18 protein-coding genes, 2 pseudogenes and 1 riboswitch are annotated in these 24,587 nt (G+C 59.4%); of the genes and pseudogenes, 14 read left to right on the forward strand and 6 right to left on the reverse strand.

The window, feature by feature from the left end; all coding sequences use genetic code 11:
- Positions 1-447 precede the first annotated feature (447 nt).
- The 7 genes from JQ567_RS15605 to JQ567_RS15635 all read left to right on the forward strand — a co-directional run bounded on the left by JQ567_RS15605 (position 448) and on the right by JQ567_RS15635 (position 8,159).
- On the forward strand, positions 448-1,266 hold the full coding sequence (locus tag JQ567_RS15605) for an LON peptidase substrate-binding domain-containing protein (RefSeq protein WP_212439651.1): 819 nt from the start codon (positions 448-450) through the stop codon (positions 1,264-1,266).
- A 233-nt stretch (positions 1,267-1,499) separates the two neighbouring features.
- A riboswitch (FMN riboswitch) is annotated at positions 1,500-1,648 on the forward strand.
- 74 nt (positions 1,649-1,722) lie between these two features.
- Positions 1,723-2,349, forward strand: coding sequence for a 6,7-dimethyl-8-ribityllumazine synthase (locus tag JQ567_RS15610; RefSeq protein WP_212439652.1), 627 nt, complete (start codon positions 1,723-1,725; stop codon positions 2,347-2,349).
- Between the two features lie 157 nt (positions 2,350-2,506).
- Complete coding sequence (locus JQ567_RS15615; RefSeq protein ID WP_212439653.1) at positions 2,507-3,316, forward strand: SDR family NAD(P)-dependent oxidoreductase; 810 nt, start codon at positions 2,507-2,509, stop codon at positions 3,314-3,316.
- Positions 3,317-3,419: 103 nt separating this feature from the next.
- On the forward strand, positions 3,420-4,490 hold the full coding sequence (locus tag JQ567_RS15620) for an ABC transporter substrate-binding protein (RefSeq protein WP_312017408.1): 1,071 nt from the start codon (positions 3,420-3,422) through the stop codon (positions 4,488-4,490).
- A 720-nt stretch (positions 4,491-5,210) separates the two neighbouring features.
- Positions 5,211-6,947, forward strand: coding sequence for a PQQ-binding-like beta-propeller repeat protein (locus tag JQ567_RS15625; protein WP_212439654.1), 1,737 nt, complete (start codon positions 5,211-5,213; stop codon positions 6,945-6,947).
- A gap of 62 nt (positions 6,948-7,009) precedes the next feature.
- A complete protein-coding gene (locus tag JQ567_RS15630; protein WP_249165487.1) occupies positions 7,010-7,369 on the forward strand; it encodes a cytochrome c in 360 nt (119 codons plus the stop codon).
- Positions 7,362-8,159 carry an ABC transporter substrate-binding protein gene (locus JQ567_RS15635; protein ID WP_212439655.1) on the forward strand — a complete coding sequence of 266 codons (798 nt, stop codon included), beginning with the start codon at positions 7,362-7,364 and terminating at the stop codon, positions 8,157-8,159. Before JQ567_RS15630 ends, JQ567_RS15635 begins: the two co-directional genes overlap by 8 nt.
- A 310-nt stretch (positions 8,160-8,469) precedes the next feature.
- Here the strand turns inward: JQ567_RS15635 and JQ567_RS15640 are convergent, their stop codons facing one another.
- The gene (locus tag JQ567_RS15640) at positions 8,470-8,733 is read right to left on the reverse strand and encodes a hypothetical protein (protein WP_212439656.1); all 264 of its coding nucleotides are present in this window, start codon (positions 8,731-8,733) and stop codon (positions 8,470-8,472) included.
- Between the two features lie 299 nt (positions 8,734-9,032).
- On the opposite strand from JQ567_RS15640, the gene JQ567_RS15645 reads away from it, so the two are divergent.
- The 3 genes from JQ567_RS15645 to JQ567_RS15655 all read left to right on the forward strand — a co-directional run bounded on the left by JQ567_RS15645 (position 9,033) and on the right by JQ567_RS15655 (position 12,762).
- Complete coding sequence (locus JQ567_RS15645; protein WP_212439657.1) at positions 9,033-11,816, forward strand: zinc dependent phospholipase C family protein; 2,784 nt, start codon at positions 9,033-9,035, stop codon at positions 11,814-11,816.
- A gap of 208 nt (positions 11,817-12,024) precedes the next feature.
- The gene (locus JQ567_RS15650; protein ID WP_212439658.1) at positions 12,025-12,378 is read left to right on the forward strand and encodes a hypothetical protein; all 354 of its coding nucleotides are present in this window, start codon (positions 12,025-12,027) and stop codon (positions 12,376-12,378) included.
- Between the two features lie 174 nt (positions 12,379-12,552).
- Positions 12,553-12,762: a GDCCVxC domain-containing (seleno)protein gene (locus JQ567_RS15655; RefSeq protein WP_212439659.1), complete on the forward strand. Its 210-nt coding sequence runs from the start codon at positions 12,553-12,555 to the stop codon at positions 12,760-12,762.
- 164 nt (positions 12,763-12,926) lie between these two features.
- Here JQ567_RS15655 and JQ567_RS38165 read toward each other — a convergent pair.
- A pseudogene (locus JQ567_RS38165) lies at positions 12,927-13,146 on the reverse strand (hypothetical protein).
- Between the two features lie 99 nt (positions 13,147-13,245).
- Between JQ567_RS38165 and JQ567_RS15660 the strand changes: the two are divergent.
- Positions 13,246-13,509: a hypothetical protein gene (locus JQ567_RS15660; protein ID WP_212439660.1), complete on the forward strand. Its 264-nt coding sequence runs from the start codon at positions 13,246-13,248 to the stop codon at positions 13,507-13,509.
- Between the two features lie 213 nt (positions 13,510-13,722).
- Here the strand turns inward: JQ567_RS15660 and JQ567_RS15665 are convergent, their stop codons facing one another.
- The 4 genes and pseudogenes from JQ567_RS15665 to JQ567_RS39060 form a co-directional block, all read right to left on the reverse strand.
- Entirely contained in the window at positions 13,723-13,941 is a 219-nt protein-coding gene (locus JQ567_RS15665; protein WP_212269310.1) for a hypothetical protein, read from the reverse strand.
- Between the two features lie 446 nt (positions 13,942-14,387).
- Positions 14,388-15,887: an adenylate/guanylate cyclase domain-containing protein gene (locus tag JQ567_RS15670; RefSeq protein ID WP_212439661.1), complete on the reverse strand. Its 1,500-nt coding sequence runs from the start codon at positions 15,885-15,887 to the stop codon at positions 14,388-14,390.
- 855 nt (positions 15,888-16,742) lie between these two features.
- Positions 16,743-19,841, reverse strand: a complete 3,099-nt coding sequence (locus tag JQ567_RS15675) for an AAA family ATPase (RefSeq protein ID WP_283816508.1) — start codon at positions 19,839-19,841, stop codon at positions 16,743-16,745.
- A 105-nt stretch (positions 19,842-19,946) separates the two neighbouring features.
- Positions 19,947-20,072 (reverse strand): annotated as a pseudogene (locus JQ567_RS39060) (double zinc ribbon domain-containing protein); the annotation flags it as partial.
- A gap of 695 nt (positions 20,073-20,767) precedes the next feature.
- Here JQ567_RS39060 and JQ567_RS15680 point away from each other — a divergent pair.
- The 3 genes from JQ567_RS15680 (at position 20,768) to JQ567_RS15690 (ending at position 24,545) form a co-directional block, all read left to right on the forward strand.
- The gene (locus tag JQ567_RS15680; protein ID WP_212439663.1) at positions 20,768-22,144 is read left to right on the forward strand and encodes an HlyD family secretion protein; all 1,377 of its coding nucleotides are present in this window, start codon (positions 20,768-20,770) and stop codon (positions 22,142-22,144) included.
- A complete protein-coding gene (locus tag JQ567_RS15685) occupies positions 22,141-24,087 on the forward strand; it encodes a glycosyltransferase (RefSeq protein ID WP_212439664.1) in 1,947 nt (648 codons plus the stop codon). Before JQ567_RS15680 ends, JQ567_RS15685 begins: the two co-directional genes overlap by 4 nt.
- Before the next feature lie 206 nt (positions 24,088-24,293).
- The gene (locus tag JQ567_RS15690; protein ID WP_212439665.1) at positions 24,294-24,545 is read left to right on the forward strand and encodes a hypothetical protein; all 252 of its coding nucleotides are present in this window, start codon (positions 24,294-24,296) and stop codon (positions 24,543-24,545) included.
- The last annotated feature ends 42 nt before the right edge of the window (positions 24,546-24,587 follow it).

The raw sequence follows: 24,587 nt of genomic DNA on the forward strand, positions 1-24,587 counted from the left end.
CGCGCGCGGGAGGTGGTGCATCGCTGCCGACTGCAATCCCCTGATTATTCCTGATCGTCTTTGGGGCTTGCCGGCTCAAGTGATGTGATTTGCGGAATCTGCGCAACCGACCGCGGAGTCCGTCCACAGCCAATGCGCAGGCCGTCCACAGCTCTTCGCCGTCTAACCATTAATTTGAGAACAAATCGGAATCGGATTCTGTGGATTGGAGTCGACCGCCACCGGAAGAGCACCGGCCCGCCACAATGGTTAATTTTTTCTTAATGAATTGACAGCCGCTTCGGTCGGGGCGCATATTTTTCCACAGGGTGGATACGACCCGCTGCTTGCGCCCCTTCGAGGGTACGGTGAACGTATCGAGCCGTTCGAGGCCTCCTTTGCCCAGCGAACGAGTCAGTAACGCAAGCGCCTGACACATCTTGTTCGCCAATGCAGAGGAGTTATCCCATGCGCGATTTTCGCGATGCCAAGGCTATGGCGCATTCGTTGCGCGAGGCTCTCAAGGCCAAATCGGTTTCTCTCACCCACAGCGAAAGCCTGGAACTGGTCGCCAGGACGTTGGGCCTGCCCAACTGGAATCATCTCGCCGCGCGAATTGAGTCGAGCCTGCCGCCGCTCATGCCGGCCGGGGCAACAAATTCGGTAACCGTCACGGCAGGCGCGGGCATCCCGATCGTGCCGATGAGGGACCTCGTGGTGTTTCCACAGATGGTCGCGCCGATTTTCGTCGGGCGCGAAAAAACCCGGCGCGCGATCGAGCGCGCGCTGGCGACGGACCGCCGCGTGTTCGTGGTCACGCAGCGGCGCTCGGCCGATGACGATCCGCAACTGGATGCGCTCTATCCGGTCGGCGTCACCGCAGCCGTGATCAATCGCGTGGCGCTGACGGACGGAACGCTCAAGCTGGCGATCTCAGGCCTCGAACGCGCCGCGGTCGGCAAGCTCGTCGCGGAAGAATTTCTGGCGGCCGAGATCGCGCCGATCGAAGAGAGCAACGGCCAGACCGACAAGGCCGTTCTGTTGTCGCGCCTCGTCCTCGATGCCTACCGGATGTTCGCCAACGTCGATTACTCGAATGTACCGCCGCAGCTTCAGGCGCGTCTCCACCTTCCTGACATCGGCGATCCCAGCCTGCTGGCCGACACCGTCGCGCCGCTGCTGCCGGTCAGCATCGAGCAGCGGCAGCAGCTCTTGGAAACCAGCGACGTCACCGCGCGGCTTGAAGCGATCCTCGACCTGATCAAGGCGGCTCAAAAGGCGGCGTAGGTCATCAAGACTAGATTGAGCTGTATCCACGACGGCGCTGCACTCCCTCTCCCGCGCTTGCGGGGGAGGGCTGGGGTGGGGGTGCCGCCGCGAGTCACGCCGTCGAAAGGGAGCAGGAATCTGCCTGCCCTGTCCCGCCGTCATGGGGATCATGCAGATTCCCGGTGCGGAAGGCGCTTGCCGATGCCGCGGCCTTTGGTCATATTTGCCGTCAGGTCGTCCATCCGGGCGGCCGATGTTCTCAGGGCGGGGTGAAAATCCCCACCGGCGGTAAGGGTGACGTAGCCCAAGCCCGCGAGCGCCTTCTTCTCCCGAAGAAGGGTCAGCAGATTCGGTGTGATTCCGAAGCCGACGGTTAAAGTCCGGATGAAAGAGAACGGTTGCGGCGACCCGCGCGTTTGCGTGGGTCAATCGTCGTTCCGTGTGCCCTGATTCTGGTCCTGAAAGAGGAAAGCCATGAATCAGATGTTGCAAGAGCCTGAAGCCCAAACCCTAGAAGCCCAGCCCCAGGAGACCCAGGTCAGGGTTCCCGAACGCACCGGCGTTCCCGAACGCACCGGCGTTCCCGACACGCCCGAGCGCCCGCCGGCGCCCGTGCATCCGCGTTTCGTCAAGCCGCAGCGGGTCGCCTTCGTGCAGGCGTCCTGGCACCGCGACGTGGTCGAGGAATGCCGCATCGCCTTCCTCGAAGAGATCGAGGCGCGCCATATTTCGCGCGCGCAGGTCGATCTGTTCGAGGTGCCGGGCTCGTTCGAGATCCCGCTGCATGCGCAGCTGCTCGCTAAGACGCGGCGTTACACCGCGATCGTGGCGGCGGGGCTGGTGGTCGATGGCGGCATCTACCGCCACGAATTCGTCGCCGACACCGTGATCAAGGCGCTGATGGACGTGCAGCTGAAAACCGAAGTGCCGATCTTCTCGGCGGTGCTGACGCCGCAGCAATTCCACGAAAGCGCCGTGCACCACGATTTCTTCCGCAAGCATTTCGTCATCAAGGGCATCGAAGTCGCGGAAGCCTGCGCCAACACCCTGCACAGCCTGGAGCGGCTGCGCGGCCAGGTCGCGGCGGGGATTACGGGGTAGGGATCGTGTAGGGTGGGCAAAGCGCCTTGTCTCGCCGTAGCTCAACGAGCCAAGGCGGAAAGCGTGCCCACCTCTTCCTATCTTCAAAAACAGTGGTGGGCACGGCGCACGTGCGCCTTTGCCCACCCTACAAAACAAAAACGAATGGGAGGCCATCATGACCGGACAAAATCCACCCGATTGGCTCGGCCTGTCAGGCCGTGTGTGCGTGGTGACGGGCGGGGGCGGCGGCATCGGCCGCGCCACGGCGCTCAGCCTTGCGCAGGCCGGCGCCCGCGTCGCCGCCATCGATCTCGATGAGCGCGGCCTTGAGACCACGCGCGGTGAGCTGCGCCAGTTTGGCGCCGAGCATTTCGTCGGGCGCTGCGACACCGCGAATGCCGAGAGCGTTGCCGGCGTGTCCGAGGCGGTCGAGCAATCGCTGGGGCCATGCAGCGTCCTCGTCAACACCGCCGCGGTGCTGCGGCCGGGGGGCCTTGAGAATCTGACGCTGGCCGAATGGAACGCCGTGCTGTCAGTGAATCTCACCGGCTACTTTCTCTGCGCACAGAGCTTTGGCCGGCAGATGCGTAAAACCGGGCGCGGCAGCATCGTTCACGTGTCGTCGATCGCCGGCAGCCATGCGCAGGGCCAGAGCGGCGCCTACAGCGTCAGCAAGGCCGGCGTCATCATGCTCTCGCGCCAGCTCGCCAGCGAATGGGGTCCGCAAGGCATCCGCAGCAACGTCGTCAGCCCCGGCATGGTGATCACGCCGATGAGCCAGGCGTTCTACGACACGCCTGGCGTCACCGAACGCCGCTCCGCCGTGGTGCCGTTACGGCGGGTCGGCCTGCCGCAGGACATCGCGGATGCCATCCTCTATCTCGCCAGCGACCGCTCGTCCTACGTCAATGGCGACGAGATCACCGTCGACGGCGGCTACGCCAACATGCTGATGAACCTGGTGCCGCGGCCGGGGTTTGACTGACGAATTGCTCACTGACAATGCGCCGCCGATGCCCGATCGCGATGGTAGATCGGGCGGCATCGCTCGGGGATCATGCCTTAGTCCGCGAATGCCCGGAACGGACATGGCCCGTCTCTGGCGACCCTATCAGATTGCCCATAAAGAATGGTACGATACCGTCGAGAACCTGAGGGCTCAGAACCTGAGGGCCAGCATGAAGCGGCGGAAATTTCTCGGTATACTCGGTGGTGCCGTGGCATTGCCGATCATGGCGCGCGCGCAGCCGGCGATACCCGTGATCGGATATCTCGGCGCGGAATCGGCCGCCCGCTTTGCAAGTCGCCTGGAGGCATTTCGGCGCGGCCTGCGCTCGACCGGCTTCGATGAAGGCCGCAACGTAACGATCGAATATCGTTGGGCAGAAGGTCGCAACGATCGGCTGCCGGCGCTCGCGGCTGAACTGGTTAGCCGTCAGGTCAGCGTAATCGTGGCGCCCGGAAGTGTGCCTTCTGCGCTCGCCGCCAAAGCGGCAACGCGGACGATTCCGATCGTTTTCGAAATCGGCGCAGACCCGGTTGCAGCTGGATTGGTCGCCGGTCTGAGCCGGCCGGAAGACAACGTAACCGGCGTAACGTCGCTCAATTGGGCGATCGCGGCGAAACGGCTCCAACTGCTACACGAAGTCGCGCCCACCGCAGGCAGCTTCGCAGTGCTGGTCAACCCAAGCAATCCGAAAAACGCCGAGGCGGTCGTAGCGGATTTGCGAACAGCGGCCAGAACCCTCGGATGCGATCTGCACGTCCTGCATGCCAGCAAGGAGAGTGATTTCGGTGAGGCCTTTTCGGCATTCGGCAAACTTGGCGCCGGCGGACTTGTGATAGCCAACGATGCGTCTTTTGTGACCCGCAGTGAACAACTCGCCGCACTCACGCTTCGCGATCGAGTGGCTGCTGTCCATCAGTCACGCGAGTTCGCCGCTGCTGGCGGCCTCATGAGTTATGGCGGCAGCGTGGCCGAATCTCATGGCCAGGCCGGCGCCTATGTGGGACGGATTCTGAAGGGCCAGAAAGTTGCGGAGTTGCCGGTCGTGCAAGTCACGAAAGTAGAGATGGTCGTCAACCTGAAAACCGCCAAAGCGCTCGGCCTCACCATGCCCCTGTCGCTGCTCGGCCGCGCCGACGAGGTGATCGAGTAACTTCTGTTTTTCCTTTTATGCATTGCCGCAGGTGCCCCGGGTCTCGTTTCGGAGCTTTTCGGACCTGCCGCCATGGCCATCGATGTCTGCGACCCGAATAACCCACTGATGTGCCTGACAACGCCTTCTCCGGCAGATCACGGTTTGCGCGTCCCGTCCTCGACGATCTCGACTGCCGCCTCACCAGGCTGTGTCCGAACGACTGCAAGCCGTCACTGCAAAAGAGATGGCGTAGCGCGCGCGGCTGACGACCCAGCCCGACGCCCTTGCGCAGCGTTGTCGCTGCCCGCTCGCGCGCCGCCTGCCGGAGTGATCAGGCAATTCAGCTTGGGGTTGCCAAAGCCGACGGTGCTCCACAAAAAAACAACAATCCGGTCAGCTAATGGCGTCGCGCATCGAGGGACATGTCATGGTGCACCGCACCGACGTCGCCGGGGACCGTTTGGGGCAGACAAGCCCCGGCAATGACCGCGTGTGCCGCGCTGCACTGAAATCGTCCCCGCCTCGAAAACAATCCTTCGCCCCGACCAATCCTTCATTCGGACCAATGCCCGCTTCTCGGTCAGGCGGCATGAAGTGCTGCCGTCTCACGACGGCAGTCCCGCCGGTCCATGCCATTCACCTCGAACTGCCGACCCCATGAGGCTTTGACACCAGAACATCCTGCAAGAGTCGCGACGAAAAATCGACCCAACAAACAAACACAAAGGGAGGATGCAGATGATTTTCTACGGACGATCTGTTGTCGGTTGCGCCGCGCTGGCAGTGGCTGCCCAAGTCGCTGTCACTTTCACCGTCTCACCGACGCGCGCCCAGAACGCTGCAGCGCTGAATGCCGAGGCGGCCATGAACGACTGGCCGACCTATCACGGCACCTATAAGTCCTACCACTACAGCGGCCTCGACCAGATCAACACCGGCAACGTCAAGAATCTCGAAGTCGCGTGGATGCATTTTCCGGAGCGCGCCACCCGCGGCATTCAGTCAACACCGCTGGCACTTGACGGTGTGCTGTACTATTCGGGCTCCTACAGCCGCGTCTACGCGCTGGACGGCGCGACCGGCAAGACAATCTGGGCCTACGCGCCAGACCTCGACGAGGAACTGGTCGCCAAGCAGACGCACTCGCCGTACAACCGCGGCATCGCGATCGGACATGGCAATCTCTACGTCGGCACGGTCGACGGGCGCCTGATCGCGCTCAACCTGAAGACCGGCCAGCCGGCGTGGGACACCAAGCTGCTGGATTCCAAGAAGGTGACGGTCGGCTTCACCGGCGCGCCGCTGGTGGTCAAGGACATGGTGATCATCGGCGCCCAGGGCGGCGAATGGACCGGTCGTGGGCCGATCTTCGGCGTGGACGGCAAGACCGGACAGAAGAAATGGGAGTTCTTCACGGTCGCCGGCACCGAAGAGGCCATGAAGACCTGGGGTGGTGACTCCTGGCGGACCGGCGGCGGCGGCGGCTGGATGCCCGGAACCTATGACCCGGAAACCAATACGGTGTGGTGGGGCACCGCCAACCCGGCGCCACTCTATGATTGGTCGGGCGCGGACTGGAAGAAGAGCGGCCCGCGGCCGGGCGACAATCTTTACACGACCTCGGTCATCGCGCTCGATCCCGATACCGGCAAGCTCAAATTCTATCATCAGGAGCTGCCGCACGATGCTTGGGACTTCGACTCTTCCGTGGGCGAATTCGTCATGATCGAGCGTGGCGGCAAGAAGCTCGTGGTGCACGCCAACAAGAGCGGATACGTCTTCGTCTATGATCGTTCCAACGCCAAGATCGAGAACGTCTGGGCCCTGGTCAAGAACATCAACTTCGTCAAGAGCATCGATCCCAAGACCGGCGAACTGATCGGCCGTCGCGACCTCTCGGCCGGCAAGGTGGATCCGCCATTGTGCCCGGCCATCATGGGCGGCATCAGCTGGAACTCCGGCGCCTACAACCCCAAGAACGGGCTGTTCTACCGGATCGGGCAGGAGTGGTGCATGGAGCTGACGGTCGAGAAGACCACGCCCATCCTGGAGCCGATGGCCCAGCTCAACCTCGGCGCCACGTTCAAGGCTATCCCGCCTCCGGACGGACCGGCCCGTGGTCATCTTAGCGCCCGCGATCCGGTGACCGGCGCCAAGAAGTGGGAGGTCAACTACAAGCAGCCGCCGCTCGCCAGCGTTCTTGCCACCGCGGGCAATCTGGTGTTCGTGCCGGACGCCGAAGGTATCGTGCACGCCTACAATGCGGACACCGGCGAGGAACTCTGGTCGCGCAACAACGGCATGGGGCACAATGCCGGCATCATCAGCTACATGGCCGGTGGCAAGCAGTACGTCGCCGTACCGGCTGGCTGGGGCAGCCTGGTGGCCGACGAGTTCGTCGCGCTCTATGGCGAGCCCTTCAAGAGCATGTCGAAGAATACCGGTGCTCTGATCGTCTTCGCGCTCAGACAATAACGATGGTGCGGGCGGCAGGGAGCGATCTCCTTGCCGCTCTCGCGGTCAATACGGATGCTGGAATGCGACTACCGCTTGTAATTGTTGCTTCGATGGCCATCATCTGGCCATGGCTGTCGACCGCCTCGCTTGCCCAACAGTCCAACTCGGCGGGCACTGGAAATCCGCTGCCGCAAGCCGAAGCCTCGCCGAACGATATCGATGGCCAGCAAATGTTCGCCACCACCTGCGGCTTCTGTCACCAGGAGGGCGGCCGCCATGCGGGCAGGGGTCCGAAGCTGTCGAAGTCCGAGCGCAGCGACGAATACCTCATCGAGCGCATCAAGAAGGGCAAGGTCGGCGCCATGCCCGCCTATGGTTCGGTGTTCAGTGACGGCCAGATCATCGCGATCCTGGCCTACATCAGAGGGCTTGATGACTAAAGCGGCGTGGAAACCGCGATCTCGCCTCGCCCGATACGGTGCAAGTCTCGCGTTGCTGATGCTCTGGAACGCGCCGGCGGATGCCCGCTCGCTGGAAGCCGTCATCGAGCGCGGTGCGTTGACGCTCTGCGCCAGCCCCAACGCGCTGCCGTTTGCCAGCAAGTCCGGACCGGTCCCGGGATTTCAGATCGAACTCGGCGAAAAAATTGCACAGCAACTCGGGGTCAAGCTGACGCGGGAGTGGGTGATCAGCGCGATCCAGTATCGCCGCGCCGACTGCGACCTCGTGCTCGACGTCATCGCCCGCAAGGATACGCCGCCCGCCGGCGGTGTGCGGACGTCGCGTCCTTACCACCGCAGCGGCGTCGTGCTCGCGGTGCGCGGCGATTCCCAGGCTTCGTCGCTGGCCGGTCTCGGTCCCGATCAGCGGGTCGGGGTACCGGTCGGCTCGGTGGTCTCGATGACGCTCGCCAAGGGCGGTGCCGCCACATCTCCGTTCGCCTTCGAGGACGATATTGTCGCGGCGCTCGCCAATCGCGAGATCGAGGCAGCTGCCGTCACCCCGATGACGGTCGGCTGGTTCAACCTGCAGCACGCCGACAAGCCGTTGCGCCTGATTCCGGCGTTCGACAACGATCAGGATCTGAACTGGAATATTGCCGCCGGGCTGCTTCGCCCTGACGACAATCTGCGAGCGCGTGTCGATGCGGCGATCGAGGCCCTGCTGGCCGACGGCACCATCGCGCGGATCTATGCGCGCTACGGCATCGAGCTTCGACCTCCGCAGTGAGGCGCGGTCTCGCGCGAGATGCCCCGCGCTTGCCCGACAGGAAAACACTGGCGCGTTTTACGTATGGTGAGTCAAACGACGCTGCGGAAAATGCCTGGCGTTGGCCGTCGGGCAAAACGCTTCTGGCACCTTTCGGACCTGGATTGCCGAGCCGATGATGTCCGTTTACCGGGGTAAAGCGGACCACACGGAGGCAGGCGCCGACTTCCGAAAATGACCATTTCGGATGAAGCGACCGGTATACAAGTTTCTGGATGAGCCGCTCTAAGGCGCCCAGCCGCGCGGGCGGGCATGTCGCCGACGACGCTGATCAGTTCGTGGGAAAATTGCAGCCTAAGCGCCGCTCCGATCTGAGCCACTTCTCAAACCGACGCCAATCGATCGAGCCCGGCCCGAGGGAGGCTTGGAGCGTCGTTGGGATCGCCAGATGGTCGCCGGCATCGGTCATCCGTCCCCTCTCAACGATAGATTTGGTCAGCTCCTCGATGAACAAGGGCACGGCATCCGTGTGACCGATGATCTGATCGGCAATCTCCTTCGGCAAGGTCTTGCCGCCGCTCACGTGCGCGATCATCTCGCCGCCATGACGAGGTGGCAAGCGGTTAAGACTGAGCCAATGTGACGTGAGGACGGCCGGCCCTGGGTGGTGTGAACTCCGGTCGAAAAACACTTCTGGCAGACGAGTCTAAAAGCCTAGCTGAGGCAACTAGCCACCCTTTGGGGTTTTTATTTTCCAATTTCTTGGATTTTGGCCTACTCTTTTCGGTGCGCAGCGTCTGGGGGGAGCCGCCCATTTTATGCGCTTCCCCCCGCTCGACCATAGAAATTGCAGACCCCACTTAGTTCCGTTTTGAAAGAGGGAAGGGGAGTTTCATGCGAATTTCAGCGTTTATAGTGGCTCTGGCCGCGGCTTTTTCGTCGAGTCAGGCCTTCGCATTCAAAGTTAATACCCATGTTTGGGTGGGTCAGGAAGTGATCAATGACTTGAACCAATGCATGCAACAGAATGGATTTCCCTGCTTCTACCTCAAGTTCTTAGACCGGACAAAGGATCAGCAGCAGATCTTGAAAGTAAGTGATGATGCTTACTCGGCGATCAAAAGCCATCCCAATTACTTTCTTATGGGAAATTTGGGACCCGACGCCTACCCGGGAATTTATGAGGGACAAATGGTCATTCACCCCGGGATCACCCGAGAGAAAGGCGACGCTTTAGAAAGGGTTGGTTACGGGACGGGGGAATTTTTCAATCACATGCTTCGCGAGGCGCGCGGGATCGCGGACCCCGTTGAGCGGCAGAAGGCGCTGGCGTTTACCTACGGATGTTTGGCTCACGCATCGGCCGACGTGTTTGCCCACTCTTATGTGAATACGCTCTCCGGCGATGTATTCGTGTTAGTGGACGGCGAAGTGGCCGTTGAAAACCGTCATATGGCCCTCGAAAATTTCATCGAAAAGTATACGCCGCCGATGAAAGGCGGGGTGCGGCCTGCTCAACTTATCAAGGAAGGCGATCAATTGGCTGTGCCTGCGGACTTCCTCACCCGAAGCCTGGTTTTTAACCCAAACATTCAAGAGCAGTATGAAAAGACGCCGCTGATGGCGCATTTCAACTTAGTTTATAAGTTACACCAAGAGTTGAAAAAGACGTTGTGTGAGAAGAAATCAGAAATTTCCGATGAGAAACTGGCTGAGAATCTTTTCAATCACTTTCGTGAGCGGGAGAGCAAATCCTCGGATACCCCCCATAACGATTTCGAGAATATCATTAAGGGCCCAAAGTTTAGGCCGGCCTTCATAGACAGCTATAAAAAGTACAAGTCGCGCATAAAGCTGGCCGAGGGTTGTGCCGTTCAGAAGATCGATGTCCTGGTGCTACAAATTGTGTTTTGGTACTACACGGACTATTTTTTGAACGTGGACGAAGCGCAAAAGCTTCTTGAATATCATCAAAAGATTCATCGATTGCTTTCGGGTACGAGCAAAGAAATTTCAAAACGGCAAAATCAGCTCGAAGACATGAGCAAAGAATTGGTTCACTTGGGTATTAGGACGCAAGTGGCCCAATATAACCAGATGGCCGATGGCTTAAAGGAGACCATCGAAGTCGCGAAAAAGATCAATGCCGCGGAAAATGAGGTGGCTAAGCTAGAGAAAGACCTAGCGAAATTGGGAGCAGATCTCAAGGACACTGTCTGCAAAGAAGCTGACAAAATCTGTAAAGCAGCGGACTACACAACCAAAGGTGCTTGTCGAATGGTCTCGCGGTGGATCACGGCTGTCACGGGTGGGTTTTGGAGAACCGACCGGGTATGCGACGCCGACTTTCTTGATCAAGGCAAATTAGATGCGTGCAAAAAGGGCGTTGAGGACGCGTGCAAAGGAGTGCCAGCAGCGCAAGCGCTGATCAACGCGAGCATCAATGCTACAAACTTAAAAGTGGCCGCTGAAAAAGAACTGCTCAAGCAGCTTGAGGGCAATCTTGAGAAGTCCAAAGAGACGATGAGAAAATTTGGGGCGGCTCTCGAAAAAGCATATTCCGATATGTTGGCGATCAAGCACATTGAGGAGGAAGCGGTATTGGATTTGGCTCTACGTTTGGCGGGTGGGCTTCGGACCGTTGTTGAAGGATGGATAGGGGATATCGAAAAGGCGATGAGGGAGTATGTCAAAGCCAACGGCGAAGCCATCCTTGTAACCATGACCCCTGAAAATCGGACTCATTTTTGGGAGCCACTGATGAAGTGGTTCGACTGTTATAAGCCGGCTTTTTTGGGTGTGCCTCAGCAGGCAGGACCTTGCGCCGTTATCGAGGTCAAGAAAAGATTTGAAGATCTCAAAACGTCAATTGACGAGGCCGCCATGCATATGGCGCCGCCGGTTGTTAAGAAGACGCGGGAAGAATTTGATAAATTTGTTGCAGAGCTTCCCTTCAAGATAGCCGAACAAACCCACGACGAATTTTCGAAGATCATCAAGCGCAAAGATGTGAATTTGGAATTGATCCTCCACGCCGTAAAGATGGATATCTCGCGTGAAAAGTTGGATGAGATCTTTTCACAGGATAAGACATCGAAGTCCCTATTGGTTTTCCCTCCGAACTCCCGCAACAGCATTTCATCGCGGGTCTTGTATGACATGGGCGTCAAGCGGGGGCAGACTCATTTCACCGTGCAGAACTTCGGTGTCGCCTACAATGCTATTTTGCTAGCGAAGCTTTCGCTTTTGAATGCTGAAGGCCTGAATGCCATTGCTCGAGCAGTTGGGGTTCAGGACTATTATCATCATGATCGAAATGACAATATTATAACGTCGTCCATATTTTCTATCGACGGCAATCATCAATGGATGTCACTTTCGCCACCGTTCCTGAAAGCAAGTCCGCAGTCCATAGATACCAAGTGGGAACAGTCGGCCGCCAAAAGCGCCTCGTTAAGTTACTGGCGGCGCTTTTCGATGCAAGAGTCTGACCGTGAACATTACGGATTCAAATTCTTCACCCGAACTGAAGCTCGGCATAAAATTTTTAACAAGATTTTCAAGGCACCTCTTCTTCCATCTTTTCAAGAAACGAAAAAGTTCGATAAAGTAGTGCCAGACGGTTACCCGCTGCGAATTACTCCCGAAGAGCCTTTTGGCATTATGAACTTCAATTAGCACCGGGCTTTACCGCCTTCGGGGGAAGCAGCAAGAATTCGGGCTCCTAGCGGAATTGGTGCCGCGAGCATCGCGTTTTGCGGTCCGGACAACCTATTTCATACACAGTTGATAGCCGGATTTCAGAAAAACCGCCGCGGGACGAGAATTCGAGACTCTTCCGGTGGTGAAACGCTCGGTGGAGGACATAGGTCCGGGATTCCAGACCATGGCGTTGAAGCATGTCCAGGGTCTGCTCGTGCTCCCGTGGTGTACTCATTTTCACAATGAGGCGGTCGAAGAAGACCTTCTTGCTTATGGCGCTGAAGTCCTCGACCTCGATCGTCGGGCCGCCGCTTATGTTGCAAAGCTCCCGCGAGGCGCGAAAGCCGCCGAACTCCCGATCGAGCAGGCCGGACGCTTCTGCTTGGTGATCAATCTCAAAACCGTCAAGCCTGAGTATCCCGATCGCGCTACTCGCGACCGCCGACGAGATGATCGAATGATGCTGCGATGCATGAGTCCGCTTGTGGCACCTTTGAGACATGTCTCCCATCCTGAGAATGTCCGTTCACCGATGTAGACCGGAAGTCGCCGTGGTCCGGCCAAACCGACGCGAATGACCCTGAACGGACATTAAGGCTGGACTGATCGCAGCCTACAGCGCCGTCCAACCTTTCCACGAAATGTTCTATACTTCGATCTGTTATATGGCCGTCAGGGTACTCAGTGGCTTCTTCTCGATCTATGAGAGGCGATGCAACTTCAATCGACTTTGACGTGTCCCGTCTGCGGACATCTATCGGCTGAAACCATGCCGACCGATGCCTGCCAGTTCTTCTATGACTGCACCGGCTGCGGCACCAGGTTGAAGCCCAAGGCCGGCGACTGCTGCGTGTTCTGCTCCTACGGCACCGTGCCGTGCCCGCCCATCCAGCAGAATGGCAAGGACGCGTGCTGTAGCTAAGGCCGTCTCAGTTGGCCCCCGCTTCCTGTCAGGAGCTTGACCGCAACGACCGCTACGCCGCCCCAGATAGCAAGCCCCATCACGCCAATTAGACCTATTGCAAATCATTCACTTGCTGAGCGTCTCACATGGCCCCCAACGAGGCCGCCTCGGTTGGCGGCAAATTATCTGGTCGATCTCATTTGCCAGCGCCTCAACGCGACAACCGCCCAGATGGCCTCAACTACGCCGAACGGCCACGCCCCCCTGAAGGAAGCCATACGCCGAACCGAGTGCGCACGATCCCGCGAACCCGAGTATCAACCAGGGGCTCCTATCTTCCAGCGCGTAACAGATTAGCATGGCGGTGACGGCAAACAGGCCGAAGGCGGTAAGTGCGTCCATCCGATTATCTTTATACCAAACTTATACCAGCCCACGCTGACTCATATCGATTTCCTATAAGCAGAGTGGATACGATCCCTCGGCCCAGAGGCCGCAAAAATGCTGGAGTTCGATGACAACACCCAAGCGAACATGATGACAGCGCTCAATTTAGGCTGCAAACATTTGTCGGGTAATTTCGATACAGCCCAAAATAGAACGCGTATCGGCGATGCGATTGTTGATGCAGCAAGGTCAGGCAAGCGTACTCTGGCACAGTTTATCGACGTGGCGCTACATGAGGTCGTGGCGATAAGAGGTCCGAAGCCGTCGCCTATTCAAGCGGTGATAGGCTGGTTAGGACGCTGCATCAGAAGGGCGTAGTCCGCGCTTTGAGTGCACATCCTTACGGCCATTCATCGCGAACTTGGACTGTCGCCTTGTCGAGGTCGGCTATTGGCACACTTATCTGACCTGACAGGCCAGGCGGACCATGTGTGTTCTTGAGGGCAAAGCGGATTCTTCAGTGCGCGCCGTGATTTCTGGGTTTGACCCAACTGAGACGTTGGCTCGGGGCTGCTGTCCCGCGTTTGCTTCTTAGGACCACGGCGGCTCTTCGCTCGCCCCGGCTGCCTCGTGGTGGGTCGTGACACCCGCCGAACGCAACCCGGTCAGCAATACAGTTCTCACAGAGGCAGGATCAAATCCAATTTCCTTGGCGTTTGGTGGATGTGCCTCGCTGTCCTTCAATCGGAGCGCCAAGTGCAATTGCTCGCAAAGGTGCTGAACGACGAGATTGACCTGATCGTCAGTCATGATCGGCTTCTCCTGCTACCATTTTGCCACCCAACCAGATAGCACACATAAAAACAGGGCGGTACGCGATTGGACCGCCCCAAGGATCAAGCCCACGCGATTGCCCATGGGCGGGCCCCCAATCGTCCGTCTGTCGGGGCAGACCCGGAAGTGACTAGCGGCGACTAGAACGACGCTATTGACCCGGAGCGGACCTGGGACTGATTAGCGCGTGAGCAACTCTGAATTTGCGTGAGCCACGTGCCCGATACGGGAAACAGTCGGCACTTTTAGACATCGCGCCGAACCGATTGCGTGGCTCAATTAACATGTGGAAAGTTGAACGTCATCATGGGTTAGTGACGGCTCAGAACGGAAATGACCGCAGCGGCGAATGCCGACAATCGGTCTGTCGGTCTGGCAGCATATGGGACTACCGCGAAGCGGAGGCCAGCGGTCGTTCATCCCTACGCCGGAGAGATTTCAATCCGATAAATTTCCATCTTCTGGCCGATGCCCTTCAAGTTCTCGTAGTCGCGCGATGCCGGTCGTCCTTTGACGATGTCACTGACGCCGGGCGCTTCCATTACCGCTTCTGTCAGGCAAACTTCGTTGACGCCGGCGAGACCTTGCACGCGGGCGGCGATGTTCACGTCCTGCCCGAAGTAATCAATCCGGTCGTTGAGCCTTACGGCGATGGCTCTGCCTCTGTGCACACCGACCTTAAGGCCGAGCGGCCGTGAAGCGGTTTGGTTGAACCGTGACAGTTCTTCGACCATCTCGATGGAGGCAAGAACGGCGTCCTGTGGACGCTCGAAGCCAGCCATGACTGCATCCCCGATCGTCTTGACCATGATGCCAGATCGCTCCCGAATGATCTTGTTCAAGATGTCGAAGTGCTGACGCACGAGAAAATAGGCATTCACGTCGCCAACGCTTTCATACAACGGAGTGGAATCCTTTAGATCGGTGAACAGATAGGTAATGTCGGAGACTGCCAGGCTCTCCCGCTCATCCACCAATTGTGTCTTGTAGAGTTCGCCGAAGCACGGAGTGAGCAGCAGCCGCTTACCGGAAAGAAATGGCTCATACTCGACCAGATGGGGCTCGAACTGGTAAGGATACTGGAGGAACCAGAAGCGGCCGCGATCGCTCGTGCGGTTCTCAATCTGAATGATGTGCTTGCCTGGGCTAAGATCGGCCGTCTGTCGAAACGCAAAGCGCCCATCGCCAAGTACCATTTCTCTCGGCCCAGTAGGCCGATCCGGAACTGTGAACCGACCCGACTCGAGCCGGACCTGCGTCCCTTGGGGTTCTGCCGGTTCACCGTTCGCGAAGAAAACCAAAAGTAGCTTATGACTGAGATCGAGCACCTCGAAACGGCCAGCCGTCACGTCAAATTCGAAGCTCCTCTGCTGGTCAGCCTCGATGTCGGCAAATCCCCGCGAGAGTGCTGCGACGAGTTGCTCGTGCGTCATTCCGTGCGGAGGCTTGAAGCCCTTGGAGAAGTTATAACGCAGGTAGTAGTCCTCCACGGACAGCATCTCAGGATGACGAAATACGATATCGCGGACGGCATTCGAGACCGTAAAGGTGACCTGGATGTAGTCGTCTAGCGTCACATTGTTGAGCGCGTTGCAGAACTCGCACTGGAAACGTGGGTGGACCTGGTCTAGCTCTCGAAAACTGCCTGCGACCTGCGGGCAATAGGCGCAGGTGAGCAGCCACTGCATCTCGAACAGGCCCACCTTCGCGGCGTGCACAAACAGCGCAATTCCTTCGGCCTCACTTAGGCCGGTAGCAGTCGCGTATTGGATAGGATTGACGCGAAAGAGATCATAGTCGCCGGCGGTGCGGATAAATCTCTCAAGGCCCGAAAGGATATGCGGCGCCCAGCTCGCTATCGAGTCGAGCTCGGTGAGGCGCTGCCTCAGAAGGCTGTCGTTGACTAGCGATGGCTCTTTCATCTCGATATGCGACCTCGTTGCATCTCAAAAATTCTACACCGCAATTGATCAAGCCATTCGACTGGTCGCGCGGCAATCTGACGGTCATCCCTCTTTGCGGCGGGCCGCCGCTGATAACGCAATCGCACGCAGTCGCGTGAGTTGGCCAATTGTTTGCTCATGAGGATCAACCACCCGGTCCAGGAATGTAGCGGCGCCGCAGACGGCCTCCGCGTGGTGGCCATCTCCGGTGTCACGACACGCTTCGCCCACCTTGTTCTTGAGACGTTTGAACCACGTGTTGAGTTCTGGTCGCATCGGGTCATGCGTATAGGCTGTGCTGATCCCAAGAGAAGCGACCAAACGCAATCTCATTATGCGAGCTGCGATCAACCGGTACAGACGCGGCACGGAGCCCCCTGTCGGTTCGCGCGTTTCGGTCTCCGCTCCGCTACCGCGTGCATGCCGATGACATGCAATTATACCACGTGGGCATGTTCCTTGAGACTCACCATTTTGGATTACCCCGTCGTCGTCGCGGTCGCGTACAGCCGGAACGGGAGACTCTGGAAGGGCGATTTCCGAGACAAGAAGGTGATCCGGACATTCGGGACAGTCTCGGACGTAAGTTGAACGGTGAGATCGCCGACGAGCGATCATTCAGAGCATGTTCCGCTCCTGGCACAAAGCATCAGTTATAGCGGTGTAGCGACATGTCCGGAGTCGGGTGTACACCGGAAGTGATCGGCACGGGGCCAAAGTGTCGATTTTGACCGCAAACTGACTTGGAAACTCTCGCGCGACGTCTACTCATCGGGGCAAAGCAGACTTGCAGCCTGGCCGACGAGGATAAAGGCCCGCACGACTTCCTGTCGTTCATGCGAGATCATCCAGCAACGCCCTCGCATTCCGCAGATCTGGGCTGTCGAACCCCTCGCTGAACCAGCCGTATATCGGCGCGACTAGGTCGTACGCCGCCTCTCGCTGGCCCTGGTGCTGCCAGAGTTGCGCCAAGACCGTGGCTGTCCGCAGTTCCAGAGACTTAGCCTTTTGGTGTTGGGCGATCTTCATGGAGCGGCGAAGGCAGGCTTCCGCATCTCCCGTCGCCCCCCTTGCGAGCAGCAGTTCACCGTGCGCCCTATGGATCTCGGCCTCGAGAAACCTTTCGTGGAACGTCCGCGCATGCTCCGCAGCAACCTTGATCCAATTGAGGCCCGCGGCCATTCGGCCTGCCCCCATACACGCCTCCGCGAGCGCGACGGTGACGTGTGTCGTAATGAGCTTGCCGCCCAATGCCTGCCAACCGGCCCAACCCTCTTCCATCTCGGCGATACCGTCCTCAACAACGCCGAGCGCTGCGCGAGCGCGGCCTCTCATTATCATGGCGTTGGCGGCCCACTGCGGGAACCCGTGCTCGGTGGAAATAGCCGAGGAGGCGTCGGCGTACTCTATGGCCCGAGAAAATTCGTTGCGAAGAATATGTAGCAACGATGCGAGGCCAAGCGCGAAAGCGTAAATGAAAGGGTTCGATAGCCGTTCGGCATCGGCCAGGGCCTTGCAAATCAATACGCCCGATTTGTCTGGATAGCCCAGGCACCACTGCAACCACGAGCCATAGGCCCGGCAGAGCACGCTTGGGTCCTCGCCGTAGACGAGGATCTCCGTCCGCGCCCTATCGACATCCCAGAGATCAATGGCCCGACGAAAACTCTCCCAGCCTGGGCCGAATTCGCCGCGGAAGAAGAAGGAGCAGCCTTGCGCCCGATGAGCGAGCGCCCGGCGCGTGTCATCGCCCTCCGCATTCGCCAGGGTCATGACTTCGCTGCTCAGTTCTTGCGCTTTGAGCAGTGGCTGTCGCAGGAAAGCCGCGTTCCAGAGGCCGCGTAGAACGGTGAATAAGTGCAGCGTATCCGGCACTCTGTCGCACAATTGGCGGGCGCGGCCATAGATGACTTCGATGTCTGCGGCCATGTAGCCGCGCGCCGCGATCGTCGGAACTCCAAGGGCGATCAGCAGCTCGAGCTCTAGCCGATCTCGCTCCGCTCCCTCCGATTTCGTCGCCAGCAACTCCAGTGCTTTGGTGTAATGCGTGATCGCTTCTTCGTTGGCGGAACGCGCCGCAGAGCGCCGTCCTGCCCTCAGGCCATAAGCAATGGCATCATCGATGAGCCCCGCCTGCGCATAGTGATGGGCGAGAAGTTCGGGTTGGGTCTCAACGATTTGGGGCGTCAGCTCCGTGATCGCTTGAGCGATGCGGCCATGGAGCTGTCGACGCGTTGAGCGCAGGAGGCTTCGATAGGCGGCATCCTGCACGAGCGCGTGCTTGAAGATGTAGGTCGCTTCGGGTAGCACTCCCCTGGGAAAAATCAGGTCCGCCTTGCTGAGCTGGTCGAGTGCGTCCTCCAGCGCCTTGTCGTGAACCGGCGCAACGGCATCCAGCAGCTGGTAGGAAAACTCTCTTCCAATGGCGGCCCCGATCTGGGCGATCTCCCTCACGGACGCAAGGCGGTCGAGCCTAGCCATCAGACTGTCGTGCAGCGTTCCTGGAATCGCGAGAGGAGGCAGCGGGCCGTGCAGAACATAGCGGTCGGCGGTCTCCTTGAGGAGCCCCGATCCCAGGACTGCCTTAGTGAGCTCTTCCACGAACAGCGGCACTCCGTCGGTCTTAGCGATGATCTCGTCCCGGACGTCGGCTGGCACCACCTTGCGATTTGTTAATCTGTCGATCATTGCTGCCACATGGCGCTGCCCCAGCCGATTCAAAGCGAGTGTTGTCACGTGGGGATAGTGGCCCCACGGCACTGCGAACTCGGGACGGAACGTGACAATCAGCAGGACCGGCCAGCGCTGCAGCCGGTCAATGGTCCGCGTAAACAAATCAAGCGTCGTCGGATCAATCCAGTGTGCATCTTCCAGGACGAATAACACGGGGCATTGCTTCGCGAGGCCGCCGAGCAGCTCGATGAGCGCTAGTAAAGTGCGCTCCTTCAGCTCTCGCGGCGTGAGGCTGAGCGCTACGTACCGGCCCTCGAATGGCAGCGACAAGAGCGTCGCGAAGAGTGGCGCAACATGATCGATCGTCGAGAACGAACGTCTTAGAACCGGTTCCAACTTGTCGAGCTTGGTCTCAGCGGGGTCGTCAGGCGCAATCCCGGCCGCGCGCTCGAGTTGGGAAATCACGGGATAAAACGGGCTATTCGTATGATGAGGCGAGCACTGATACACGATGCGCGTGTGAGCCTCGTCGACGATCTTCTCCCGCAGCGCCGCGACGATCCGCGACTTGCCAATTCCGGCCTCGCCGGACAATAGGATGACCTGACCTTCGCCATTTTGCGCCTGAACCCAGCGGTCCATCAGAAGGTCGACCTCACGTTCGCGGCCAAAAAAACCGGTGGCTCGCTGAGCCTGCCCGGCCTCGAAGCGACTTTCGGCCGTGTGTTCGCCAACGACCCGCCACGACGGAACTGGATTGGCCATTCCCTTGAGAAACCGCGGGCCGAGATCCTCGAGGTCGAATATCCTGCCGAGCAGCTGTCTCGTTCCGTCGGCGATGACGACAGCGTTCGGCTCGGCAATACCCTGGAGGCGGGCTGCAAGGTTCGGCGTCTCGCCGATGACCACCTGCTCCTGAGATGATCCTTCACCCAACGTCTCGCCGACCACCACAAGACCGGTGGCGATGCCCACTCGGACCTCTAGTCGCGCCTTGGTCGGCAACATCAGCTGGCTGATCACATCGATGACTGCGAGTCCCGCTCTGACGGCGCGTTCGGCATCGTCTTCATGAGCCCTTGGATAGCCGAAATAAGCCAGCACGCCGTCGCCCATGAACTTCGCGATAAAGCCGTCGAATCGACGGATCGCCCGGACGCACGCGTCCTGAAACCCCCGGATAACTTCCCTCAGGTCCTCCGGATCGAGGCGACTCGAAAGCGCCGTCGAGCCGGCCATATCGCAAAACATGACCGTCAAGTGACGGCGCTCCGCGGCCGGCGGGGCCGGTCCAAGGCCCGGCGGCTGCTCCGTCGCAAAGGCACCTCCTCGAACCTCCCGCGCGAGCCCCATGCCACATTGGCCACAGAAGCTGGCGCTCGGCTCGTTCAGCGAGCCACAAGCGGCGCAGGTCAGCGCAAGCGGTGCTCCGCATCTGCTGCAGAACCTGTTCCCCGCCTTGGTCTCGGCCTCGCAGCTCGGACACCTCATGGGCTTCCCCGGGATGGCTCGGCCCGATCATTCTAGCACAGGCCCGACCCTCCATCACGATTCCTTGGCCAGACCATAGGGGTGAACGGCCAGGTCGTAGCGGAAGGAGCGACGACTCGAGGCCCTGCTGGCCGATGGCGCCATCGCGCGGATCTATGCGCGCTGCATCGAGCTGCGACCTCCGCAGTGAGGCTCGGTATCGCGCGAGATGCCCCGCGCTTGCCCGACGGGAAGACACTCGCGTGTTGTTACGGATGGTGAGTCAAACGACGCTGCGGAAAATGCCTGGCTTTGGCCGCCAGGCGAAACGCCTCTGGCACTTTTCGGACCTGGACTGCCGAGCCGATGATGTTCGTTTGCCGGGGTAATGCGGACCACACCGAGGCAGGCGCCGGTTCCCGAAAATGAGCCACATCGGACGTGGATAATCCGGTTCCCAGCCGGCCATCGCGCCAATCGTGAAGTTCCAATTAATCAGCGCGCATCATTGGCGTCTCATTAACTCTTTGGTCGTTAGCTGGATGGGTTCGGCTGACGACGGCGTGACAAGCGAGATGCTGTCGCCATCGAGGTTCCACCGTCGCGGGGGTCGCCTACGACGATGCCTTAGTCCTGTTTCAGTTCGGGATAGACCGCGCTGACTCGAAGGGCGGCGATTCAGGTCCGCTCACTCACAGTACCGGGAACTCGCTGCCATGGATCGTGCGCAGAAGAACCAGTTCACTCCAGGACCCTTCCCCTCACCCGTTGCAGAGGGAGGTGTCCAATCCTTCGACCTCGACCACGGCGCCAAAGGTCTGCAGCGCGATCTGGAAGAGCGACTGAAGCCGGATGTCGACGAGCCGGTAAACCGCGGTTCGTCTGATCAGGAAACGCTCCCGCGCTCCTATCGAACCGTTCGGCGGGTGCTGAAGATCGCTGCCGGTCTCGCCATCGTTGCCGTGTTCGGATGGCTACCAGTCAGAGCAATCTGGCAGACCTCCAGCGTCGAGGCGGTGGTCAACGCCAGGCTCGTGACGCTAAGGTCGCCGATCGATGGCGAAGTCAGATCAAGGCCTGACCGTTCGACGGCGTCGAGCGCGGTGAATGAAGGTGACCTCATCCTTCGCGTCGTGAACGCGCGGGGCGATCGATCCCGGCTGGATGATCTGAGACGACAGATGTCGCGACTGGACAACCAGCGTCCAAGTCTGGCGACCAAACTCGCCTCGGCTCAAGCCGCGCAGCAGGATCTCGCCCGACAGGCCGCCCAATTCAGGGAAGGCCGCATTCTCCAGCTCGACGCACGCATCGCTGAAATACAGTCGGTGATCGAAGCCGCCGCGTCTCGACGGGAAGAGGCGACCGCGGCGGTTGAGCGGGCATCGTCGCTGATCAAGTCGGGCAGCGTTTCCACCGTGGAATTGGCCCGCTTGAGCCGGGAACAATCGGTGGCCCAGCAAACCGAGATCGGCGCCCGGCGAAGACTTGATGCAGCCAAGGTCGAGCTCACTGCCGCGCAGAAGGGCACGTATCTGGGCGACAGCTACAATGACCGCCCAAGTTCGGTCCAGCGCGAAGAAGAGATGCGGCAACGCGCGAATGATCTTAGAGCCGATCTGGCGCATGCGGATGCCGAGATCGAGTGGCTCGCCAGCGAGATCGCGTCCGAGCAGTTGCAGTATATCAGTCGATCGGAAGCAGACATCAAGGCACCGGTTGCCGGCCGGATCTGGGAGATGATGACTTCGCCAGGCGAGGATGTCCGTGCCGGTCAGCCGCTGATGAAGCTGCTTGATTGCAGCGGCGCTGTCGTAACAGCGAATGCCACCGAAAGTGTCTATAACCGGCTCCAGCTCGGTAAGCAGGCGAGTTTTGAACCAAACGACGGCAGTCCGGCGATCAAGGGCGTGATCGTGAATCTCACTGGCGCGTCTGGTGCGCCCGCGAACCTGGCCATCAATCCCGACGCGCTTAGCAAAGAACCATATCGCGTGACGGTCTCGCTGCCCAGTCTCGAAGGCACGGGCAAAGACTGTGCAGTGGGGCGCACTGGACGGGTGGTGTTCGACCGCGGCGCTTCGAAGCCATGATCGAAGCGCTCGCACCAGGCCTCGTTGCTCTCGGTGTCTGTCTCGCCATCCTGCCGATGCTGAGGAGCGACAGCACAATCGCCCGGTTATTGATGACCGGAATGTGCGTTGCCCTGCTGATCCGATACCTCGTGTGGCGCGTCACGCAGACGCTGCCGCCGCCAGGCCTCACTGCCGACGCTCTCGTCGGATATCCGTTCATGCTGGCCGAGATGGCCTCGTTGCTTGCCGTCTGCCTGTCACTACTGTTTCTCAGTCGAACGATCGATCGCTCTGCCGACGCGAAGGGTGGAATAAAGAGAGCCGCTGCGGCTGCGCCGGCTCCGCTCGTCGATGTCTTCATCTGCACGTACAATGAGGAGAAAGCGATCCTGGAGCGCACGATCATCGGTGCCACGGGATTGAAACACGGCAACTACCGTGTCTGGGTCCTGGATGACGGAAAGCGGCTGTGGCTCAAACGCCTTACCGAAGAACTGGGCTGTCACTACCTGACTCGTCCGGACAATCGGCACGCGAAAGCTGGTAACATCAATCACGCATTGCGCCACGTAGCTGGATTGCGCAACAAACCGGAGTTCGTCGCCATCCTGGATGCCGACTTCGTCCCCATGCCGGAGTTCCTCACGCGCACTATCAGTTTGATGGCAGACAAGACCGTTGGCGTGGTGCAGACCCCGCAGCACTTTATCAATGCGGATCCGATCCAGTCGAATTTGTCCGCCACAGAAGTGTGGCCCGATGAGCAACGCTTCTTTTTTGATATTCTGATGCCGGCCAAAGACGCCTGGGGTGTCGCCTTCTGCTGCGGGACGTCATCGGTGATCCGCTATTCAGGGCTCATGGAGATTGGCGGCTTCCCGACGGATTCGGTGACCGAGGACTATCTCGTCACTTTGCGCCTGAAGGAGCAGGGTTACCTCACGGTCTATCTGAACGAAAGACTTACGCTCGGATTGGCACCTGAGGGCCTCAAGGAGTACATCACCCAACGCAGCCGATGGTGCCTCGGTTTCATGCAAATCGTGAGAGGCCGCAGCGGTCCGTTTTCACTGCAATCGAAGCTCACCTTGATCGATCGGCTTTCCCTCGTCGACGCTTTCATGAGCTGGGCCGCGGGTTATGGAATGAAGGTGCTCGGCCTTGTCGTGCCGTGGCTCTATCTCATGTTCGGGATCAAGGCGGTTTACGCGGATCTCTTCGAGCTGCTGAAGTATTTCTTGCCTTTCTACGTCTGGCACGCATGCACGATGGGCTGGATTTCCCGGGGCCGCTCCCTGGCGATCATGACGGACGTCTCGCAGTACATCGCGGCCCCGGCGGTCCTGAAAGCAATTGTCGTGGGCCTGATCAGGCCAAAAGGCCACAAGTTCCAGGTCACAGCCAAAGGTGGCGATCGCAATCAGAAGTTCATCGAGTGGCCACTGCTGCGGCTTTACGGATCCGCGCTGCTGATGACCCTGCTGGCGATCGCTTACGCGTTCATTATTAATCCGCAGGGCGATAGCATCGCTTACGGCGGACTGGCGCTTGCCTGGAGTTTGTACAACTGCGTCATCCTCGCGATCGTGTGCCTCATTTGCTTCGAGCAGCCCCGTCGTCGCAAGGCCGAGCGGTTTGATCGTAGTGAACCGGTTCTCATTCACGAGGGAAGCGAGCCACGGCTGGTTCGTATGGCGGACATCTCGATAACCGGGGCCAGGTTCATCGATCCTTCACCACCACCGGTGGGGACTATTCTCAAGTGCAATGTGTATGGTCAAGGTATGTCCGCTACGGTGGTGCGAAAGACGGCCGATGGCTTTGGCGTCCGATTCGAAGAAAATGTCTCGACGCGGGTCGGCATAGTACGCGCCTTTTACGCAGGAGAGTATGTTCGCGCCTTTCACAGCGTTCGAGCAGCTCCTGTCGGTAAAGCCCTTCTGTTGCGGTTGTTCAATTGAATACAGAATTGGGAAAACGACTGGGCGACCATTGCATCACCAGCCGCCCAAGACTCAGGCGAGCATCGTGACTGCTCAAACACGAACACGGGCAGGGTTCGCGGATATCCGTTTGGATTGAAAACGGAGGTGAGACTCTCCGACCGACGGGCGGAGAAATTACTAATGATCAAGAACTGCGTCACATCATACGCGATGGAGGCTCCATGACCGATCGCATCAAGATCATATGTTCCAAATGCCGCAAGAATTTTCACGAGCGCGCGCAGCGACTGAAGCCAGGCTATCAGACGCAATGCCCTCATTGCATGAAGCTGATCACTTTCGACAGCGGTTCTGAAGACCCGGATATTCGACGTCCGCTGAAAGCTGCTCGAGATTTCCGTGCCAGGGCCGAGGAGGCGCTCGCACTGGCCCGAACGGCTACTCAGGGGCAGCGGCGCGATCCTGCATATTAGTTAAGCTCGGCGGGCGACGTCTGTCAGCCTTGCGCCCCCTAC

This window comes from Bradyrhizobium sp. AUGA SZCCT0431, from assembly GCF_018131065.1.
In the GTDB taxonomy this organism is placed as follows: domain Bacteria; phylum Pseudomonadota; class Alphaproteobacteria; order Rhizobiales; family Xanthobacteraceae; genus Bradyrhizobium.

Excerpts from the sequence above, each read along its gene's own strand:
- JQ567_RS15605 (WP_212439651.1), top strand. The coding sequence starts at position 448 with ATGCGCGATTTTCGCGATGCCAAGGCTATGGCGCATTCGTTGCGCGAG.
- JQ567_RS15610 (WP_212439652.1), top strand. The coding sequence starts at position 1,723 with ATGAATCAGATGTTGCAAGAGCCTGAAGCCCAAACCCTAGAAGCCCAG.
- JQ567_RS15615 (WP_212439653.1), top strand. The coding sequence starts at position 2,507 with ATGACCGGACAAAATCCACCCGATTGGCTCGGCCTGTCAGGCCGTGTG.
- JQ567_RS15620 (WP_312017408.1), top strand. The coding sequence starts at position 3,420 with ATGGCCCGTCTCTGGCGACCCTATCAGATTGCCCATAAAGAATGGTAC.
- JQ567_RS15625 (WP_212439654.1), top strand. The coding sequence starts at position 5,211 with ATGATTTTCTACGGACGATCTGTTGTCGGTTGCGCCGCGCTGGCAGTG.
- JQ567_RS15630 (WP_249165487.1), top strand. The coding sequence starts at position 7,010 with ATGCGACTACCGCTTGTAATTGTTGCTTCGATGGCCATCATCTGGCCA.
- JQ567_RS15635 (WP_212439655.1), top strand. The coding sequence starts at position 7,362 with ATGACTAAAGCGGCGTGGAAACCGCGATCTCGCCTCGCCCGATACGGT.
- JQ567_RS15640 (WP_212439656.1), bottom strand. The coding sequence starts at position 8,733 with ATGATCGCGCACGTGAGCGGCGGCAAGACCTTGCCGAAGGAGATTGCC.
- JQ567_RS15645 (WP_212439657.1), top strand. The coding sequence starts at position 9,033 with ATGCGAATTTCAGCGTTTATAGTGGCTCTGGCCGCGGCTTTTTCGTCG.
- JQ567_RS15650 (WP_212439658.1), top strand. The coding sequence starts at position 12,025 with ATGGCGTTGAAGCATGTCCAGGGTCTGCTCGTGCTCCCGTGGTGTACT.
- JQ567_RS15655 (WP_212439659.1), top strand. The coding sequence starts at position 12,553 with ATGCAACTTCAATCGACTTTGACGTGTCCCGTCTGCGGACATCTATCG.
- JQ567_RS15660 (WP_212439660.1), top strand. The coding sequence starts at position 13,246 with ATGCTGGAGTTCGATGACAACACCCAAGCGAACATGATGACAGCGCTC.
- JQ567_RS15665 (WP_212269310.1), bottom strand. The coding sequence starts at position 13,941 with ATGACTGACGATCAGGTCAATCTCGTCGTTCAGCACCTTTGCGAGCAA.
- JQ567_RS15670 (WP_212439661.1), bottom strand. The coding sequence starts at position 15,887 with ATGAAAGAGCCATCGCTAGTCAACGACAGCCTTCTGAGGCAGCGCCTC.
- JQ567_RS15680 (WP_212439663.1), top strand. The coding sequence starts at position 20,768 with ATGGATCGTGCGCAGAAGAACCAGTTCACTCCAGGACCCTTCCCCTCA.
- JQ567_RS15685 (WP_212439664.1), top strand. The coding sequence starts at position 22,141 with ATGATCGAAGCGCTCGCACCAGGCCTCGTTGCTCTCGGTGTCTGTCTC.
- JQ567_RS15690 (WP_212439665.1), top strand. The coding sequence starts at position 24,294 with ATGACCGATCGCATCAAGATCATATGTTCCAAATGCCGCAAGAATTTT.